The 20,704-nt window shown below is 48.8% G+C and carries 4 protein-coding genes; all 4 read right to left on the bottom strand.

All coding sequences use genetic code 11. From position 1 onward, the window contains the following. Window positions 1–313 precede the first annotated feature (313 nt). The 4 genes from ACO08K_RS16720 to ACO08K_RS16705 all read right to left on the bottom strand — a co-directional run bounded on the left by ACO08K_RS16720 (window position 314) and on the right by ACO08K_RS16705 (window position 20,686). Window positions 314–16,144, bottom strand: a complete 15,831-nt coding sequence (locus ACO08K_RS16720; protein ID WP_421797552.1) for an SdrD B-like domain-containing protein — start codon at window positions 16,142–16,144, stop codon at window positions 314–316. A 452-nt stretch (window positions 16,145–16,596) separates the two neighbouring features. Beyond that, window positions 16,597–17,007 carry a hypothetical protein gene (locus tag ACO08K_RS16715; RefSeq protein ID WP_421797551.1) on the bottom strand — a complete coding sequence of 137 codons (411 nt, stop codon included), beginning with the start codon at window positions 17,005–17,007 and terminating at the stop codon, window positions 16,597–16,599. Between the two features lie 317 nt (window positions 17,008–17,324). After that, a complete protein-coding gene (locus tag ACO08K_RS16710) occupies window positions 17,325–18,827 on the bottom strand; it encodes a hypothetical protein (RefSeq protein ID WP_421797550.1) in 1,503 nt (500 codons plus the stop codon). A gap of 320 nt (window positions 18,828–19,147) precedes the next feature. Further along, window positions 19,148–20,686, bottom strand: a complete 1,539-nt coding sequence (locus ACO08K_RS16705; RefSeq protein ID WP_421797549.1) for an alpha/beta hydrolase family protein — start codon at window positions 20,684–20,686, stop codon at window positions 19,148–19,150. Between the last annotated feature and the right edge of the window lie 18 nt (window positions 20,687–20,704).

Genomic DNA, 20,704 nt, shown 5'->3' with positions numbered 1-20,704 from the left:
TCGCAAGTGACATAACACAGAAATTTTAAATGCAAAAAATCACATTTTGAGGGAGCTTACAGCGTTTTGCGTTCTTTAGTATAACTATAGAGGGGATACAAGGTAGTAGATATAAAAGGCGTGTTCCTAGTCAATAATGTAGCAAAGGTAATATTTTTTTACTATTCGCAAATTTTTTCATAAAAAAAGGGTGCCCCATAAATATGGAGCACCCTGTATATAGTGCTAATAACTTTTTAGAATCAATACCCAATACTACATTGCAGGGAAGCTTTTCAACTTCCCCACTGTAGCTGAATCATCATGAAAAAATCTATTTGTTCATCAGGACCAATTTCTTGGTCGCAGTAAAGTCGCTCGTTTCCAAGGTGTAGTACATCACGCCGCTGGCTCGCAGTTGTTCCTGTTTGAGGATCACCTGGTTGTTGCCTTTGGTGTAATAGCCTTCCACTTTGTAAATCAAGGCACCTTTTACGTCTCTCACCGTAAGTACAGCGCGGGTTGCGCTGGGCAGGTAAAAACCGATCGAGGTGGCATCAGCAAAAGGGTTCGGTGTGTTTTGGTACAAGGCCGCCTGATCGTGGCTGCTGCTGTTGCCAAAGCTCAATTGAACACCCATTACTTCGTTATTCTGGTTGTAGGCTTCGATGTTCGTGCGGCGGCTGTTGATGCGCAATACTTCGCTCAAGTTGCTGGCCTTGTTGGCTTTTAGCTTGAGGGTGAAGAGGATTGCATCATCTGCCAAGGCAGCAACGCTATGGAACGAAGTAGTGAGGATGCCTTCATTTTGGAACAAACCAAAGTTTTCAGCTTTCATCACTCCGTAATCCAGGCCTACAATCTCGGCCTGCTCAGCTACCTGGAGGGTAAACTGGAAGCCTTGTAGTTGCGCCAGGTCTTTGGCCCGGAAAGGCACTTCGTACGTTTGTCCAACTTTCAGTGCTTGTTCGGCCGTATTCAGGATCATGTCCTTCGCCCCACGAATTTCACTGGCTATGGCACCACTTGCACTGGCATTGCCATTCACGTCACCCATTTTGATGGCGATGAAGTCGGCTTTAACCTTACCTGCCAGGTCGTTCACATTCACCACTTCAGGGAAGGAATCGGCCCAAGGATTGGCGCTAGTTGAGAAGCGGTAGTTGGCATCAACGAATTTCCAGCTCGGTACACTTGTGAATTTGGTATCAATACCCAGGATCAATTTCCGGATCAGGATCATGTCCAGGGTGGAAATCGACTTGGAATTGTTCACGTCTGCGGCAATCAAGCGGTATGGGTTATTGAGCAACTGTGAGCCAAGGATGTGCTTTTGCAGCAGTACCAGGTCGAAGGTAGATACACCATTCAGGTGATCCTTGTCCAATTGAGCAGTTACAGTGAAGTCGCTGCCTTTGGTCAGGTTGCCGAAGGTATAGCCGCCGGTGTTGCCGGTGCTGTAAGCCATTTGAGCGCCACCACTCAGATCAACACCAACACCAAGTACTGGTTCCAGGTCGTCGGTGGTGATCAAACCACTGATTTCGCCAGCATTGATATTGCCAGGCTCGCACAAGCCGCGGTTGTCCTGAACTTCTACAAAAGTAACGCAGAAGTCGTGGTTACCCGCTTCATCCCAGGCATGCAATTCTACCAGAATTAATTTGCCTGCATCGTTACAGTTCAAGGTCAAGCCAGTTTGGTCTGGGCGAGCTGTTTCGCCAACACGGTTGATGGAGTACTTGGTGATGACCTTCAGGCCGTCCTTCGTCTCTGGACCTTGACCGTTGCAATCGTAGATCGGTGATGCAACGAAATCTTTAGCCCACACTGCCATCATACCAGCTCCGTTGCCGTCGGGCATCAGTTCGGTGCTCAAGCCATTGATACAGATCGGTGCTGGTGCCTTGCAGTCTTTCACTACGAATGGGATCCGGGTGGCTACACTCAGGTTTCCACATTCATCGCGACCTACTACTACCAGGTCATGTAACCCTTCGGGTACGTTGCTTACCGTGATTTCGAACTGACCATTGCCCAATTCTTTGACGCTCCAGCGTGGAGTAGCATACATGATCATCTTACCAGCATCCAGGGTCTGGAATGGTGCAATCATCAACATTTGACGCTCCAATTCAACCAGATCGGTACAGTTGTCTTTGATCGTCACTACTTTGGTCACGCTGGCTACACAAGCCGCTGGGCTGGTGCAGAAAGTATCGCGGATACCGGTTACTACTGGACGCTCGCTGTCGTACACTTTGATGATTTGGGTGTACATGAAGCTGTGGTAGTATTCTCCACTTGCTTCGCAGAACGGTGGCGTAAACTGGATATCACCGGTATTCTTTGGTATCAGGTCTTTCGACAGGTAGAACTCTTCGTTTTGATCACGGTTGGCATCGCGTACCAGTACATAGATTGGTGCTTTGCCGTAGTTTTCAAAATTAGCACGATCTACCACGTATACATGGCCTTCCGTCATTGGGTCACCACAAACATCGGTGTATGCACACCAGTCGATCACGGTATAGGTACGGAAGATCTTGTAACATTCGTCGTTAGAAGCATCGTAACGTTTGTCACTTATATTGACAGCAAGGATATCGCAAGCCAATTCATCGGTTACAACCGTATCAATGATTGGTGTTTTGCAATCAAAGTTCGCGTCTTTAGGGAAGCAGATATTGTATTCCCGTACAGGCAGAACCCGGATGATTTGTTTGCAAGTCACACTGACTGGGCCTTTACCGGTCTCTTTGGTGATGGTCCAGATCCGCTCAATCGTTCCTGCACCACACTTCAGGTTTTTCACTACAGTATAGGTTGTATCTACCGAGAGGCAGAGGTTACCGCTGGAGATGATCACATCGCCAAATACTTTAGCTGAAGCGGTTTTGGAATCGATGAATGCCAGGTTCTTATCGTCGCAGTGGATGGTTACTTCCCATGGAGCGATACACACTGGTGGTGTTTTATCCTCGATGGTGATGTTGTTCCAGCAGAAGCTGCGGTTGCCCATCCAGTCTTGGCCCCAGAGTTCAACCATTACGCTGGCTGGGTCACAACAGAAGAAGGGTACAGAATCCAACATTGGCGACATCAGTGCACCAGCAGTAGAGATGCGGAAGTATTCCAGTTCATCCGCTACTTTGTTGCGGTTTTCGTCGATGTAATCCTGTGGCTTCGTGGAGTTTGGATCGTAAGCGTCAATCTTTCCGTTGCCGTTGGCGTCCACAAAGCGAGGCATCCGCATGAACGATGCTTCACAATCACCCACTGGGCGGCGAACTTTCATCCACAGAATTGGTCCACAGTTGTCGGAGCTACCTTCGTTTACGTCTGCCGCAGCTACTTTGGCGTTGCCCAGGTTGTCACGAGTGATGACCAACTTGTCGTCACAAACCATTACCGGAGCGATCCGATCTACGATGCGGATAGGAACCAAAATGGTCGTTGAACCGTAGCATACGTTGGCAACCGTTACCTGGATGAAATAAGCACGAGCGCTGTCTTTCAACATTGGCAAACCAGTAATCGAGTAACCCTTATCACTGTCTCCAGTAACTTTTACGCCCAGTGGCGTTTTCATTTCGTATTCTCCAGTTGGCAGTCTGTCCAGATCGTAGACTGGCTTGCGCTCAAGTACCACGATGCTGAAGTTCCACTTGCTTGCTTCTTCTACAATGAAGTCAGCTTTGCTAAACAGGAAGCTTGCTTCGCAGTTCATCGGGCCAACCGAGTATTCCAGTACGTCGCCAGCGTCGTAGCCTTTGGCCAGGTTGTCGTCGTTTGGATCCGCTTTAGGCGCATTGGCGTAACCTGTTCCGATGTATTTGTCGTGATCCAGGTCTTTAACTTTCACCACTGGCGCGGAAGCATCACCTACTACGATGATTTGATCCCAGGTGTAGATGTGGTTGTTCCAGCTAGCATCAGCGTAGCAGTCACCATCAGCGATCAGGTAGTCTGGATAATCATCACCAGTTCCGTAGCACCAGTCGATGATCGACCAGCGGCGAACGATCTTGCGACCACACTCTCCGATGTTGAACACACTTTGATCGGTATAATTCATTGCAAATCCGCAGTAGTCTTTACCGGTCAGGTAGATGCGTTTGCCCGCGCCATTGAGGTAATAAGGTACAGACTCCAGGAGTTTGTACTTGTTCACCATGTCAATTGGCTTCAGTTCATTGTCACCAACAGCAAGGTTGGCAGGCAATTCGATCTTACAATCCGGTAAAACTATCGTTGGACGCTTGAAGTAGATGTACTGCGTACAGTGGCCTACATTGCCAAACTCATCACGGAAGTAGAAGGTTCTGGCAATTTGAGCATAAACGTAGTCGTGATCGGCTTGCTCGTTGCAATCAGCAAAGATGGACAATACATCGCTCACTTTGTCCAGTACAGGGGTGCCGCAATTGTCGGTAGCTGTAGCCAGACCAGTGAAGTAGGCATAGTTCACATCCGTCCAGGACTTTTTCACGTTGAGTACACTATCCACATCGGTGCATACAAAAGTGTAGGTACCGCTTGGGTATTTTTTACTGGTATTCGGTGGACAAGTTACTACAGGTACACTCTTGTCTTCGAAGTTCAAGCGACCCCACAGTGGGTTACAGTGGTTAGCCACACTTTTCACTTCGTAAACCAGCTCCCGACCAAGGTATTCGGTAGCGTTGAATGGTGTCCGCCATGCGGAAGACCAGAGCGTCTTTTCTGTCTTCTTGTCGATGATGATCACGCGGTAATAGCTGCCTTCTGGATATTTGTCAAATCCACAAGCATCTTCGTGACCAGGTACCAACATGCTGGCAGTCACCAGGGCTTGACAGTTTTCATCCAAACGGATGTTCACGTCTCTTACCCCGCTGTTCCACTTGGTTTTCAGCCAGCACTCATCGTTTTGGATCGTCTTGTCGTTTTCATCAAGATACTTGTCACGTCCAGTTACGTTTGGTGCAGAGAATGGTGCAAGATAAGTACCATTGAATCCACGGTCAGCCACCATTCCTTCGAAAGCGATGCCATCGCCACCATCAGGATAGTTCAAACCGATCATGTTCATTGGATCGTCAATCTCGTCACTCAAGTCACCTACTACGATGGATTTGCCAAAACGTGGGCTCTTCACAAAGTAGTCAGTCAATGGCCGCTTGGCACCCGTTTGTTTGTTGAATCCAACCGCACGGGCCGTTACACTGGCTTGAGAAGACCAAGGATATTTGTTGGGCTTGGTCGGATCAATTTCAAATTCGATGCGTACACAGATGATCGAATCACCAGGCATGTAGAAGCTGCTGTTTTCCTGCGTTGGCACCAACAAGCTGGTGTTGGCATTACCATCGTAAGCGGAATTCACCTTCAGTGCAGCAATTGCCGCCGTCATGGCTTTTTTCACTTTCACTCCGGCAGGTGAAGTCACGTAGGAGCTATCGATGATGCTTACCTTTGGTTTTGTCGCGGTGTACAGCGCATCACCGTAGGCATTTTTCAGGTTCAAGAATGCTTGCAAACTATCGAGTGGCACTTCTTGTGGGTTCTTCATGCACAGGTGCATGATCACGTTGAAGTTGCCGCAGATCTGGCTCGTTGGGTAGTTCACCCCTACGATGTCCAGGTTGGCTTCGATGTTTGGTTCGTCTACCCAGCCGAAGTCGATGGTTTGGTTGTACAGACTATCTGGAACCGGATAGGCAGACATCAGCTTCATGTTCGCAGCATCCAGGGAATCCAGATTGCCACGCTCACCCTTAGGTTGAGGGGTAATACATACCTCTGGTTCGCGACTGTTGCCATCGTTGAAGCGGATCAGCGCTCCAGGCATGCCGTCACTGTCATTCTGATCATTCACCCCTGGGTTGTCCTTGAGGGTCAACACGCGGTGACGAGGCCAGGCATTGACAAAGCTAGCGCTGTCTGGCTGGAGGTACTTCTTCGGTATCAAATAGTAGTTACCAGGAATCAAACCAATGAACGAGTACAAGCCCTGCGCATTCGTTCTTACGATTTGTCCGGGGGTATCATTGCCTGCAGGAGGCATTACAGGATTGAGGTGTGGTACGATCGACAGGTTGTACAATACATCGGTCACTGCTCCAGCAGAACCCATGGTGCTTTGGTACCCAACGGTATCAAATTTACCTGTGGTTTCTTCCAATCCACCCCAAACCAGTACCAACTGGAGGGTATCTACAAAGTCGTTTTCGTTTTGGTCACCTTTCACATCGTGGTCGAACCAGGCCAGGTTACCTACTTTAGCAATAGGCACTGCATAATCTTCCACTTCACCACGTGGATACGCCAAGGCAGTATTCACATAAGGCGAGGTAGTGGTGTGGTAAGCATTATTGTCTGGACCAACGTTGACTTCCCAACTCAGGCGGTAACGCATGAAGGCTGTTCCATCGCGGTATACGGCATCCAATGGTACACGGAAGGCGAACACTTGCATTTGGTTCACACCACCGGGCATGAGTGGGTTATTGTTTGCCGCAATGGTTGTCAAAGCAGACTGGCTAGTACCAGAGGCAACAAAGGTCAGAAGATCAGAAGCATCATTCAGGTCGCCATCGCCATTGAAGTCGATGAAGGCGCGCAAGTATGCAGCTTTATCTACATAACCAGTAGCAGTTGGATTGCCAGCGTTGGCAGCGGTATCCTGAGAAGTGTAGGTTACTTTGATGTAAGCCAGTTCTCCAGGGATCATTGGGCTCAAGAGGCGTACACCAGATTCATCATCGGTGGTGAGGCCTTTTTTGAACTTGCCTTGTCCATCGTCGTCGCCACCGTTTTTGCTACCTGCGTCTGCATCTGGCTGGCCGTTCAGCTCGCCGTCGACACCTTCACCCAGGTACAACTTGGGCTGGATGGCATGGCGTGGGCCAAATTTGTTGGCAAACAATGCAGAAACAGAGTCACGCAAGGTCAGGTAGCTGGTTCCAGCTACGGGTAAGTCACCGTAGTCGAAGCCAACGTAACCAAAGTCGCGGGTTTCGTCGTATTGGTTATCGGGGAAACCGTTAACTGTAGTCTGGTCGTTGATGCCATTAGGATGCGCTTCGGTGGTGCACAAGCCCATTGGATCAAAGATCATAAAGGTATCGCGGGTAATCCGGTCATCAATCAGCAGATCGTCGCCATTGCTGTTGTTTTTCACACAAGCATCATCGGATGGATCAGGATTGTTGAAAGTAGCGGTCATCCCTTCTGGATCGGACACGATCAGGCGGTAGGTTGGTTTAGCTACTCCGGATGGATCCAGGTTACCAATCAAGCCGCAGAAATAGTAGCGACCGTTTACATCGGTAGTATCGTGATAAATGAACTCCAAGTCACCCGTACCGAAGATGCCGTCAGGGCCAGCGTATTCCAGCTTGATTGGCACCTTAGGAATAACCGGTTCGTTGATATCCTGGATACCATCGTAATCGCGATCTTCCCATACCAGGTTGCCCACTTTGGAGAGTGGCATGTAGTAATCTTCCACTTCCCCACAAGGGATACGACCTTCGGTGTAATTGGCCTCTGGAGCCAAAATTCCATCGGGGCCCAAACGTGGGTTTTCACTCAAGCGGAAGCGGGCGAACATGTCTCCCTCGAAGTATTTCGCATCAGCAGGCACTTTGAAGCAAACGATTACTTTGCCATTGCCTTGAGTCATGTATACTTTTTCCAGTTCAAGTGCACCAGTATTGGGTTCGATTGGAGCAGCAGCACCGTTCAGTTTGGTCCAGGCGAGTTTTTCACCTGCGTCCAAAGTACCGTTGCCATTGTAGTCAATCCAGGCATTCAAGTAGCCATCAGGGCCATTGAAGTTGTCTGGCAAAGCATACTTGATTTCGATACAAGCCTCATAGCCCGGAATCAGCGGAGTCATGAAGCGGATGCCGTCGCCGTCATCGTTGCCCATGCCTTGTCTCCAGCTGTTTGGATCAGTGTCAGTTGCATCATCTCCCTGGTCGTTGCCATAGGCTTTGGAGCCAGCTTCGTCGTCGGGGTTGCCATCCAACTCAGCGTCGGCTACCATACCCAGGAAGAAATCAGGTTTCACAATGTGTCGAGGGCCGTTTTCGGCGATGGTCGTATTGTACTTCACCCCTGGGCGATCGGTTTCCTGTGGTAAGTCGCCAAAATCGAGGGCTACAAAACCAAAGTCGAAACGCTGATCAACCTGATCATCGGGGAAAGTACCCACGTTGTTTACATCAAGGAGGTTAGCCAGATCCTGGTCACCAATTCCTTCTTCACCCTCGGCTTGCTCACAGATTTCCTTCTGATTGTCAATGGTGAAGGTGCCACTGTGGGACAAGGTCCGTTGAGTAGTGAGGTTGCGGGCAGTTTCCAGGCCGTCGCTGTCTTTGTCTTCATCCTGTGAATTAGTCACGAGGTTTGGACGGGTTGGCGTCAAGTCTTTTGGTCCCAAAACCACTACGTCATAAGTCCCTTCGATCAAACCACAGAAGTAGTAGAAGCCAGGCTTGGTGCTCGCATCTTTATAGGTATAATTGCTAGTGGTATCGTAATAAATGCGGTCGTCACCTACAGCAGTCAGCGGGAAGCTAACATTGCTCAAGGAGGTTTCAATGGTACCATTGGCACCTGCATACACCAGTGCAACGACTACATTGTTGATGCCCAGGTCTTCTTCCAGGTCATCTTGCTGGCCATTCCAGTTGCGGTCTTCCCATACGAGGTTACCCACTTTGGCCAATTTCACCATGTAGTCCTCTACTTCCCCTTGAGGAACGATGGTTGCTTCGTCAAACTTGGCAGGGCCATCGGCAGTAAGTCCACCCGTTGGGCTAAGACGAACCCGCACGAAAGCAGTACCATCGTTGAATACTGCATTGGATGGCACTTTGAAGCAAAGGTTCACCACTTGATTGGTACCGGCAGCCAATGCGCCTCCACCAACAAAGCTAACTTGCTCCCCAGCTTCCAACAGGCCATTGCCGTTGAAGTCAATCCAGGCTTGCAGTACTGCGCCACCTGCGGGGGCGGAGTAAGTCACCTCGATACAAGCGTCAAAGCCAGGTACGAGTGGAGTGATGAAGCGGATACCGTCTTCGTCGTCGGCGCAATCCTCACCTACACCAAACTTGCTGGTGCGGCCATCGTCGCCAACACCCTGGTCGCCGTCTTTGCCGTCGAATACGCCAGCGTCGTCGTCGGGAGTACCATCGCGTTCAGCATCAGCGCATTTACCCAATACGAGTTCATCCACCAATACGTGTACCGGGCCATTTTCAGCCATGGTGGTATTGAAGTGTTCGCCCTGTGGTTCTTGTGGCAAGTCGCCATAATCCAGACCAGCAAAGCCGAAGTCGTGGGTTTGATCGGTTTGATTGTCGGGGAAGGTGCCCACTACGTTGGGGGTATCTTCCAAACCATTCTCACCGGTTGGCAAGTTGGTTACATCCACAATCGTCAAGGTCTCCATCACCATCGTCAGGTCCATACCGGTAATGCTGCCGTCGCTGTCGATGACATCAACAGTATTGCCAGCAACATTGGCGCGGGTTGGCGTCATGTCTTCCGGTGTGGGTACGATGATTTTATAGTTGCCAGGGATCAAACCACAAACGTAGTATTCACCATTGGCGTCGGTTACCGTTGGATAGGTCTTGTTGTCAGCAGTGGTGGTGATGTCACCATCTTCACCTGCCCAAAGTACATTCACTGGCTGATCGGCGATGCCTTCTTCTCCTGCGTCCTGACGGCCGTTGAAGTTTTCGTCATTCCAAACCAGGTTGCCAATTTTAGCCAGGTTCACCTTGTAATCTTCCACCTCACCATCGGGTGCCTGGCCCGTAAAGCCAAGACCACGGATGGTGCTGATCCGCCAGCGCATGAAGGCCATCCCTTCGTTGAAGGTAGCATCTGCTGGTACATTGAAACATACTTTGGTTACTACGCCGTTTCCACTTACAAGGGCACGATCGGTGGTTACTTGCTCGTTGGCGTCAAATTTGCCATTGCCATTCCAGTCGATCCAGCCTTGCAGGTAAGCAGTAGTGCCTGCAGGTACATTGCTGATTACTTCTACACAAGACTCTGACCCAGGCACCATTGGGCTCAATACCCGGATGCCATTTTCATCGTCAGTGCCGTTGTTGTCGTCACCGTTAGCCATTGCCGCAGGCTGACCGTCTACGTCTATATCCACGCTAGGGCCCAGGTAGATCAAGGGGATCTCCGGAGTCAGGGTTGGATCAGGTACGGTGTGGGTCGCGCCATTGTTGGCGATGGTAGTTGGGAACATTTCCCCTTGTGGCATTTCTGGCAAGTCGCCAAAATCGCGGCTGATGAAACCGAAGTCAATCGTTTGGTCAACTTGGTTATCGGGGAAGTTTTTCACCACATTGGTTGAGAAACCATCGATCAATTCCTGATCTTCGATGCCGTCTTCACCAATTGGGTTGTCCAATACGTCCTCTATCGTAAAGGTTTCGACTGATTTATTTGCACCAGCAATTTGAGATTGATCCCCATCGCTGTCGCGATCATCTTCCAAACCTTGGTTGGCGGTAGTCGTAACCATGTTCGTTGGATTCATGGCGATGATTTTGTAATCACCTTCAATCAATCCGCAGAAATAGTACTCACCACGCTTGTCATCGGGGCCAGGAGCACCTACGACAGGGTTACCAAATTTGTCCAAAGTAGCAGTTTGGGTCGTATACAGTCGATCGTCGCCAACGAGGTTAGCAGGATCAGTCGTTTGTACCCCATTGGCACCGCCCCAAATCAGACTTACCATTACGCCATTGATGCCGTAATCTTTTTCTGACTCATCCTGAATGCCGTCGGCATTGCGGTCAAACCAAACGATGTTACCAACTTTGGCCAAATTCAGTTTGTAATCTTCCACTTCACCAATTGGCATCGGTGAAGCTGGATTAAATTTATCTGGTCCATCTACACCCAAACCTCCAGTGCTGCTCAAGCGGAAACGAATGAACGCCATACCCCGATCGTATAGGGCAGTAGAAGGTACTGTGAAGCAATATTGTGTAGTTTGGGTTCCGGCAGTAACCAGGCCACCATTGCTCAGCGTCAATTGCTCGCCAACTTCCATGATGCCGTCGCCGTCGAAATCGATCCACCCTTGCAAATAAGCGTTGCCACCAGTGGTATTGGTCGTTGTCGCTTCAATACAAGCCGTAAAGCCAGGTACAAGTGGAGTGATGAATTTGATACCATCTTCATCAGCGCCATCGCCACCGCCGTTTTTACCCGCATTGGCATCTGGTTGACCATCGCGTTCGCGGTCAACGGTAGCACCCAAGCGCAGGTCAGGCGTAATTGCGTGGATTGCGCCACCTTCGGCCATGGTGGTATTGTAGTTTTTATCTTGTGGTAAATCACCATAATCAAGGCTACCAAATCCAAAATCATGGGTTTGATCGAATTGATTGTCAGGGAAACCATTCAGGGCATTCGGGCTGTCCTGCAAACCGTTTTCACCGGTAGGTAAAGTCAGGACATTCCCCAAATTCACGGTTTCCATCACCATGGTAAGATCCATTCCGGTAATGGTACCATCGCTATCAATCACGTCATTGCCTCCCTGGTTGGCGCGGGTAGGCGTCATATCCGCAGGGGCGATTACGGTGATTTTGTAAGTTTCGTCACTCAATAAACCACAGAAATAGTAAGTTCCGTTGGCAATGGTTGTGGTGGAGTAGACTTGATTGTCGTTGGTAGTTGCCAGATTGCCATCCAAACCAGCCCAAGTCAGGGTAACTGGTACATTGGCAATACCAGGCTCACCTGCATCTTGCTGACCATCAAAGTCGTAATCTTCCCAAACCAGATTACCCAACTTGCCCAGTGGCAATTTGTAATCTTCAATTTCACCAAAAGGCACTGGTGCAGTTTGGCTGTTGGCAGTCAAACCACCCGTTGGGCTCAAACGGAAACGTACAAAAGCGTTGCCCGCAGCAAAAGTTGCGTCTTCAGGTACGGTAAAGCAGAAGGTCTGAGTAGACATGCCTGCATTCGGAATGATGCCACCGCCGTTCAGGAAGCTAACTGCCTCTGATGCGTCAAAAATGGTATTGCCATTCCAGTCTACCCACATTTGAAGTACGGCAGCACCAGCCGAGGTATTCATGGCCGTTACTTCGATACAAGCTTGGTTGCCGGGAACCATCGGAGTGAGGAAGCGGATTCCGTCTTCGTCATCGCCATTGACACAAGTTCCGAAGGTGGCCAAGCCAGCGTTGCCATCATCACCAGCACCCATCAATCCAGCCATAGGATCAGGGTTGGCGTTTACTTCGCTGTCAACACAAGTACCCAGTTTCAGGCTTTCTGATACAATGTGTTTTGGTCCATTCGGATCAGTTGTACCATAAGTATTGGGCAAGTCACCATAATCAAAACCAACTACTTGCACGGTGTAGTCTTCCACCTCCCCGCTTTGTGCAGGGCCGTTGGGCGACATGGGTTCGTCGGCATCAGCAAGACGCAAACGCAAGCCCAAATCTTGTCCCACCACGGCATTAAGTGGCACTGCAATTGGTACAGTTACAGTAGTTGCTCCATCAGGAACAGTTACAAAGAACATTTCACCTGCACCAAAGTCGCCATTTTTGTTGAAGTCGATGTAAACGGTCAACTTGGCATCCTGGTCAGTCATGTTCATTACAGCTACCTGAAGTTGGGTAGTTTGTGACAAGATGAAAAGAGGTAGGTTGCTTACATCCAAACCATCTTCGTCATTGGCACCGCCAACTGGTGTAGAGTTGTTATCGTCACCGCCGGTTGTTTTTCCAGCGTCTACGGAAGGTTGTCCATCCAATTCGTCATCTGCAAGTGCACCCATTTTCAAGATCACCTGGTCACCATTCGTGTTGGTTGTCAGCTTGTGGCTTGGGCCATTGTCACTCGTCAGGGTACGGTGGTCTGCAGGAGTAGTGGGCGCTCCAGGATTGCCAGACGTATTCGCAAGAAGATCATTCAAGTCGCCGTAGTCAAATGCCATTACGGTGGCTACGTAATCTTCTACTTCCCCGTCGGGCAGTGGGCCGTCTGGAGACATATTTGTTGCAAACCCAGCATCGGTACTGATCCGGAAACGAATACCAATGGGGCGGTTCAATACAGCAGTAGGAGGAGGGGTTATCCCAGTCAGGTTCACACTGGTAGCATTGTTAGCTACATTGACGAAGTACATTTCATTGGTATCGCCAAAATCTCCATCACCATTCCAATCGAAGAAACCTACCAACTTAGCAGTAGAACCAGTCATATTCATCACGGGAATCGTCAGGTTTTCTGACTTGTTGCGGATGAACATGGGCAGGGTTACGCCGTTTTCATCATCACCCGCATCGTAATCATTTGCATCGTCCGCTTCAGTGTCGTCACCAGTTGCATTAGCATCTGGAATACCATTGCTGTCGTAGTCTACACTAGCGCCCAGTTTCAGAACCGACCCCATCCGGTGAGATGGCCCGTTGTCGGCTACTGAAGTATGGTAAGGAGCAGGCAGGTCGCCATAATCAACGGGAATAAAGCCGAAATCGAAAGTGTGGTCGTTTTGACCAAAATCGGCAAGAGTCACCAAAATTTCAGCAACACCAGCGTTCAATACGGCGTCGTTGTCGCTGTAATTGGGCAAACCTGCGCCACCCACATTGGAGCCAGTCAGTACCATTCTTTGCAATGGTGTGCCGTTGACACCGCCATTGTTGTACTGCGTAGCAGGAATGCGGACGGTATAGATGACACCAGGCCGCAAACCAACTCCAACATTGTCGTCGTTGAAGTAGTAGTTGCCTGTGGCACTGGTGACTGTGGTACCAATGACCGCATTGTTGAACAACAACTGTACAGTCACTCCAGCGATGCCTCTTTCATCCCCGTCTTGTACCCCATCGCCGTCTTTGTCGGCCCACACGAGGTTACCAATTTCCAGGGGAGCGACAGAGCCACTCAACTCTACGTCGCCCAAAGCGTTGGCCTTACTGGGGGTAGCATCAAAATCGATGCCCGCATCCGTGGTAAAGCGGTCGTCGGTGACCTCATAAGCTGAGCCAGGGACTTGAGCACCCGTGGTGTTGTTGAGGCGGATGGTACCACCCGAACGGATGTGGATGGGGTCCAACCATACTGCGATTGCATCACCACCGCCCGGCAATACCGCGAGGGGTCCTTGCACCGATTCGCTGTGGATCAGGTTATCGTTGTAATAGTCGGCGGTACCTGGACGAGTGACAATAGAGTAAACACAATTGCCATTCGTTTCAGTAACATTAGCCCGCAATAATTCACCCGCGGAGGAGTATTCATAGTCGCGAATATTGCCATTGTAATCATTGTTGTTAATGGCGTATTGATGGCCTTTACGGTCCAACAAACCAATCAACATACTGCCCGAATCGTCAAATTCGATGTCGGCGATAATGGGTTCAGCTACCTCACGCTGATCTCCCGTAAAGTGGCGGGATGGATGCGCAGGGTTCGTGCTATACCCCCAGGGAATCCAGGGGCGTTCACGGCCGTAGTTGAAACTAAAATCGAGTAAAGGGGTTGTATTAAAAGTTCCACCACCACTAGGGTTGAACTCATACACGTAACCGCGCAATTGAGCGCCGTTGCCATTTGCGGTGATGTCACTCACTACTTCACCAGCTGCATCTTGTCCGCTGAGTACAAGCCCCACAAACAATTTACCCCGGTAAAACTTCAAACCCCAGGGACGGTGTTCACCAGATTTGGCATCGACACCTGGATCTGGAATAGCCCAGCTGCGTACCCGGGTAGCCACTTCGGCCATAGTTGGCGCAGTTGGATTTAATGGATCACCCAGATCAATTTCGTACAATCTGCGGTCCAATAAGTTTACCACATACAAATAGCGACCATCGTCAGAAATGTCGATGTCGCCGATGGATACTTTTCCCACCTGGTCGCCGGCCGCGAGGTCGGTGCTGGGGGTAAAAGCAGTCAAATTCAAACCTCTTTCGGTGTTGGTACCAATCACGGTGCTCACCGGACTGGTGTTGTTACCAGGGTTAGCAGGATATGCTCCTGCTCCACGGGTAGCAATACCAATGGCATCCAAATCCAAAAAATTATAGGTAGGTGATCCTGCTGCATAAGGATCAACCATATAAATACCGCCCGAACCCAAAGGTCCAAAAGCGCTATGGCGCCGCATCACTGCGGAAGTAAATATCTTTTGAGCCTGACGGGAAAAAGCTACCCCGTACAAAGCTCCTACTTCTTCATAAGTTGAAAGCATTGTTGGTGGGTTGGCACCAGTGCTATTGGAATGCCCGGTAGGCACCCCATTATCCAAAAACTTGTACTGCACCAAACCTGCAGCATTTTTGATGTCAGAATTCCCATTGACGTTGTCCCCAAAGAAATAACAGGGCAAAAACACGTCCGGGTTATTGGTTTCTACCCATTGACCTGGGTAGTTGATGGCAAAATTGATGTTGCTTTGCTGGCCCGTGATGAATTGTACACTGGAGCCGTAAACCGCACCAGCAACACTGGTATAGTCCACTGGATTGGCCAGGTTACATTCGTGTGATACGGGAATTTCAAATTCGACCCGCAGTTTCTCACCAGCAATGGCCGCCCGGCCACTGGTTACAGAAGTTGCAAAATTATAGGTACCATCAGCAGCAGTTACGGTGGTACCAATCAATTGATCGGCGAGGGGTGCGGCGGCGTTGCCATACAATTTGACAATAATGCCTTCTACTCCGGGCTCTGCCCCCGTTTGTAGGCCGTCACCGTTAAAATCGCGGAAAGCTGTACCCGACTGGGACTGGGCTGTTTCAGCTAAAAAAAGGAATAAAACGACAAAAGCCGTGCTCAACACCGTCATCAAAGACTTGGCAGGAGCAAGGCTAAACCGCGCAGAACGAGGCATGAGTTGGTCATGCTCGCTTGTTTCATCAGCGTGGTGCTGATAGGCCATTAGGTGTTGCTGCATAGTGCTACTGCGTGGGACGACTCCCAACCAGAGTGGACGATGCCACAAAGCGGCAATGCCTCCGGGCAGAGCAGTGTTCATGGGCCGTTTTTCCGGCGCATGCCCAGGAGACATGGGGGAGAAAGCGTGCAACAAAAAATGGAGGCATTGCTGCATCCTTTTTATTGCCCACTTCAAAAGTTTTGTAGATTTTTTCATGAGAAACAATTAATTAAATTATCAGGAACTTAAAAGTTGATGCGTACCTGCCTTTAAGGCGGCCACAGGAAGCTATACCACGGTGGTATCAATGGTGATGACTTTGGCTACTTGAGCCAGGCTGCGTTGTGGAGTGTAAAGTGCTTTCATAGTGTGGTCGTCTTAAAGAACAAATAATAAATTTATCGATGTAAAAATGCACGCTCGCTGTTGAGAAGAGGCTAAAAAAAAAGCGGGAAACAATACCTGAAATGCAGGACAATGGAGTAAAAAATAATATTATAAAAATCTAATAATCAATTATTTATTTCCTTTCTTTTTTCTTTGTTTTGTTACATCAAGACTGTTCTTTTAGGGAAGGCTTTATTGGGGCAAATTAGTAATTGAATTGTTATAAATTGAGTAAAAAAATTCTGCCTCTTAAAAAAGAGGCAGAAATTAAAACGCTATTTTTAAAAAACGATATCCATCCAATTGCCTCTGGCTTGCAGAGGATAAGCTCCAGCAGGTACCTTGTACTGCACTACGCCCAGTTTGCGGGCGAAATACTTGGGTAACATAAACTGCTCTTCCATCATAAAACCTGATCCTTGAAAGAGCTCCCTGTGAAGTTCCTCAGAGAGGTCATTTTTGTTCAGTCGAATGCCCAGGTTGCCCTTGGAGTTGATCAACAAGATCACTGGTACGCGGCGAGGATGCGGGTCAAGGCGCTTTGCACCAGTCACTGTGTAAATTCGACAGAGCCCCGATCCTTCACACCGCTTACCTGGTGTTCCAAAAACGACCTCACTAAACAGTATTTTTACATTTCTTAGCAGCCTTATCTTGGCCGCCAAATTGCCCTCCGGATGTGTCTTTACCATTGTTTTTGGCTTATACCACTGTAACATCAACAGTAATGATGACAGCACACCCTGACTCGCCTTCAATTGGAATAGAAAGCCATTTACATACACTGACCAATGCCATAGCATGTGGTATGTTTTCGCTGTACTGCAACATACACTGCTTTTTTAATAATATAAAATTATGACAATCCGTGTGGGAATGGGCTAAAAAAAAAGCGGTAATCATTACCTTCAAAAATGTGTAGAGAGAGGGAGTGGAAACGAATAGGAGACTGATAATCAGCTCAAAAAAACATGCATTTTTAGTTCAAAACATTACAAAAATAGCACAATTAACGCAGCTGGCTTTCCAACATTTGGTACAATTCCTCAAAAGGAATGATCTCAATTTCATTGGTTTGATTGGCTGCCTCGCTGGGCACTGCACTCATTTTTTCCAAATAAGTCCGGGTTTTAGCCAAAAAAGTGCTCCTGTCAAAACCAGAGAGTGGAATCTGCAACAAAATTTTGATGAAGTAGTGGCTGCGCAGGGTATGATCGTTGCGCAAGTACTTATAGGTATACTGCTCCAATGATTCCACTTTGTCAATGAACTGCGATTTTTTCCCTTCTGACAACAAGTGCAGCAATTGGGCTACCAAGATGCCAATATTCATGCCTTTTTTGTCTTTGGAAAAAACGGGCGTTTCATTTTGAAAACGGCTGAGTTTGAAATTTTTGAGGCTATCGTTAGCGGAGGATTTGATTTTTTCAAAACGGATCAGGTAAGCCAGGTATGCGGCAAAGATTTTCCAGATTTCCTTGACATTGTCAGGCAACAAATTGAACCGTTTGTTTTTGATGACCTCGGTGTAAATCTCGTAAGCAGCCTGGTATTCGCTGGTATGCATCGCCAGCAGGAAGATCGATTCTTGGTATTTGAACCAATTGTAGCTGCCCTCGGCCAGAAGTTTGCAACAATTTTCGGCAGCAGTTCGCCCTGCCTTGAAGTTCTTTAATTGCACATGGCAAAGCAATTCCTGGTAGTACAAAATCTGGAGGGGCACATGCGCTTCATACTCTTTTTGCAAAAAGAACTGGATGTAACGTTCACAAACTTTTAAGGCGGTTGTGTAATCGTTGATGGAAGTATGACAGGCCAATTCAATCAAAGCCCCGTAGAAATGCAGGCGGTGCGAATTGAATTTTTTAAGCGCAGGCAATAATTCGTCGTGAAAATCCCTGGCTTTATCCCGAATGTCCTCCTTGGTTGATTTGTTGTTGACAAAACCCGAACTCAAAATGATGTAAAACTCCTCAGCTCGGTTTTCCGCCTGGTAAATTTCCTGATACTCGCTGAATAGTTTGTTGAACTCTTCAAAACGAACCATATCCCCCATCCGCGCCCCATAGTACAAACGCAGCACGCTACAAATGTCCATGGCTAAGCCACTGAAATCAAATTGGCGGGCCTGGCGCAAGAGTTTGGTAGCCAGATCTGCGGCCGCATCGTTGGCATTTTGCCCCAACAGGATTTTAGCAGCAGCCCATTCGCGATGGCTGCGGTAATACGCCTTTTGGTAGCTATTGTACTTGTTGCTATTGAATTTCAGGGTGAGGATGGTATCGACCAACCGTTCCTTTAAATCCGACTTTAGCTTGCGGTAAGAAGAATGCGAGCCTTCCCCAGGATATAAGGCTTTGGCTGCATTGTCATCAGATTCCCAACTGTTTTGTGAGATGCCCTTGTAAAAGACTGACAACTTTGATGCGGTTCCAGAGCTACCGTTGAACATAGCAGTGGCGCCACAGCCATTGTTCTCCATTACAAGAACCAGTTCCCGTAATTCTTTCATGAGATGTATTTCGTTATTAGCACAAAGAATATTCCAAAGTCAAATATAAGGCAGGCAGATAAGAATAAAAGGGACAAACAGGCCATATTTTTTTTTAAAAAAAGGAAAACCAAAACCTATAAAAAATTCGCAAATCCCTGGTATTCTTCTTTTTACAACACTCAATTTACTCAATAAATTCAAAGCAAATTAATTTTATATATGATTCCAGGCAAGACAAAACCCAAAAAAACCATGCACAGAGGCGTGTCACAAAGAGGTAAACATCACCTCTGTACAGATTAAGATAAAGTTGATCAGTAAGAATATTGTGTGGTTGCTTACTGTGCATCCTTCCGCTCATATTTCAATAAACGGGTCGCCCAAGGGATAAAATGTTTAAAATTGGGTCCATCAGTATGACCTCCGTCGTGCTGGCGCCAGGCTAGTTCGCCGTTCAACATATCGGTAAGCATAGGCGGCATTTTTTCCGTTTTGTAATCATTGGAAACGCCCAGGTCTTTTGCGCCCAATAATTTATATACAGCTCCCGCAGCAATGGTCGCCATGTAGCTGCCTTTTTGATCGAGCCAGCGGGCGTCCCCTTTTTCGGGAATGCCATAACTGATAAAGGCCAGGCGTGGCGCACAAAGTGCAATCAATTCATGGGAATCGACCGAGAGGTCACAGCCAGTTTTAGTGCCAAACGACGATTCTTCAGTGCCGTATTTCAAGTAATTGCCCGCCATCCAATGGTATTCGCCACTCCCGGTCAGGCTTTCCACGGCTTCGCCAAAGACGCGGCGGTGTAAGGTAGTGCCACCTTTACCGGAAGAGCCGATCAAACCCACTGCAAAACGCGGTTCAAAAGCCAGGGTAACCAGGGCCGCTTTTCCATAGCGGGAAACGCCTTCAATGCCTACTTTTTTCGCATCTACCAAAGGATCGGTTTCCAGGTAATCGAGGCCACGGGCAGCTCCCCAGGCCCAGGCGCGCAGGGCGCCCCAGTCTTCGGGTTTGCGGGCTTGCCCCTTGTTGGTCAGTCCGATGATCCCTCTGGTGAGCCCGGCGCCATTGTCGGCCTGGATACTGGCAGGGTCGATGGTGGCATAGCCCCAACCTGCTGCGAGTAGCTGTTCAGTAGAAGGCAGATCACCTGCAGGAGGTGGAGCAAAGGGGTTAGGTGCAGGCAATCTCGTGATGGGCATATACGCCGGGTATTTGTCAAAAATGGCCTTCATCTCGGGGTTTGCCTGGATCATCATCTCCTTGAAGCTGGTGTTGATTTTTTCCAGGTCATCAGGTGAAGGTTGAGCAGGTGCCGGGAATGCGGGGCGACCATACATCATCAGCACGGGTACCGGGCCTTTGACATTGGTGGGCACCACCAGCATCATGTTGATGTTCACGTTGATCAGAGGGTAGGCGCTGTTGTCCACATTTCCGATGATTTGTTTGGCTATCACCGGGGTACGGCCCACAAATTCCCGGTCGGTGATTTTTACCGTCCAGGTCACTTTGGGCACATTTTTCGGAATACGGCCGTATACTTCTTTTTCAAAGGCTTCGATCAACTCCGGGCGGCGTTGGTTCCACCACATCTCGGGAGTGGTGACTTTTTTGCCATTTTGGGTGCTTAGTACATCAGGCAGTTGTGGGCAAGGGTCGGCGATGGCGTCGTCGTAGTTGGCGTGGTTGGGTGCGGATTCGTTGCCACTGGGCCCGGGTCGCAATTTTTTGATGCCCAGTTGCTGCTTCATGTTGTCGTGATCCTGTTGGGTCGTCCAGGTGAGCAGGCGTGGGTATTTGGTGCTGTCAATTTGCGCCAGCAGGCTTTGGGTGACGCACACACAAAGCAGCAGTAGTGTTTTTGTTTTCATTGTTGTTTATAGTTTCAC

Origin of the sequence: Haliscomenobacter sp., assembly GCF_965225875.1 — a bacterium.
Lineage (GTDB): Bacteria > Bacteroidota > Bacteroidia > Chitinophagales > Saprospiraceae > Haliscomenobacter.
Note: the sequence above shows the minus strand (reverse complement) of the source record. Positions and strands in the feature narration are given on the sequence as shown.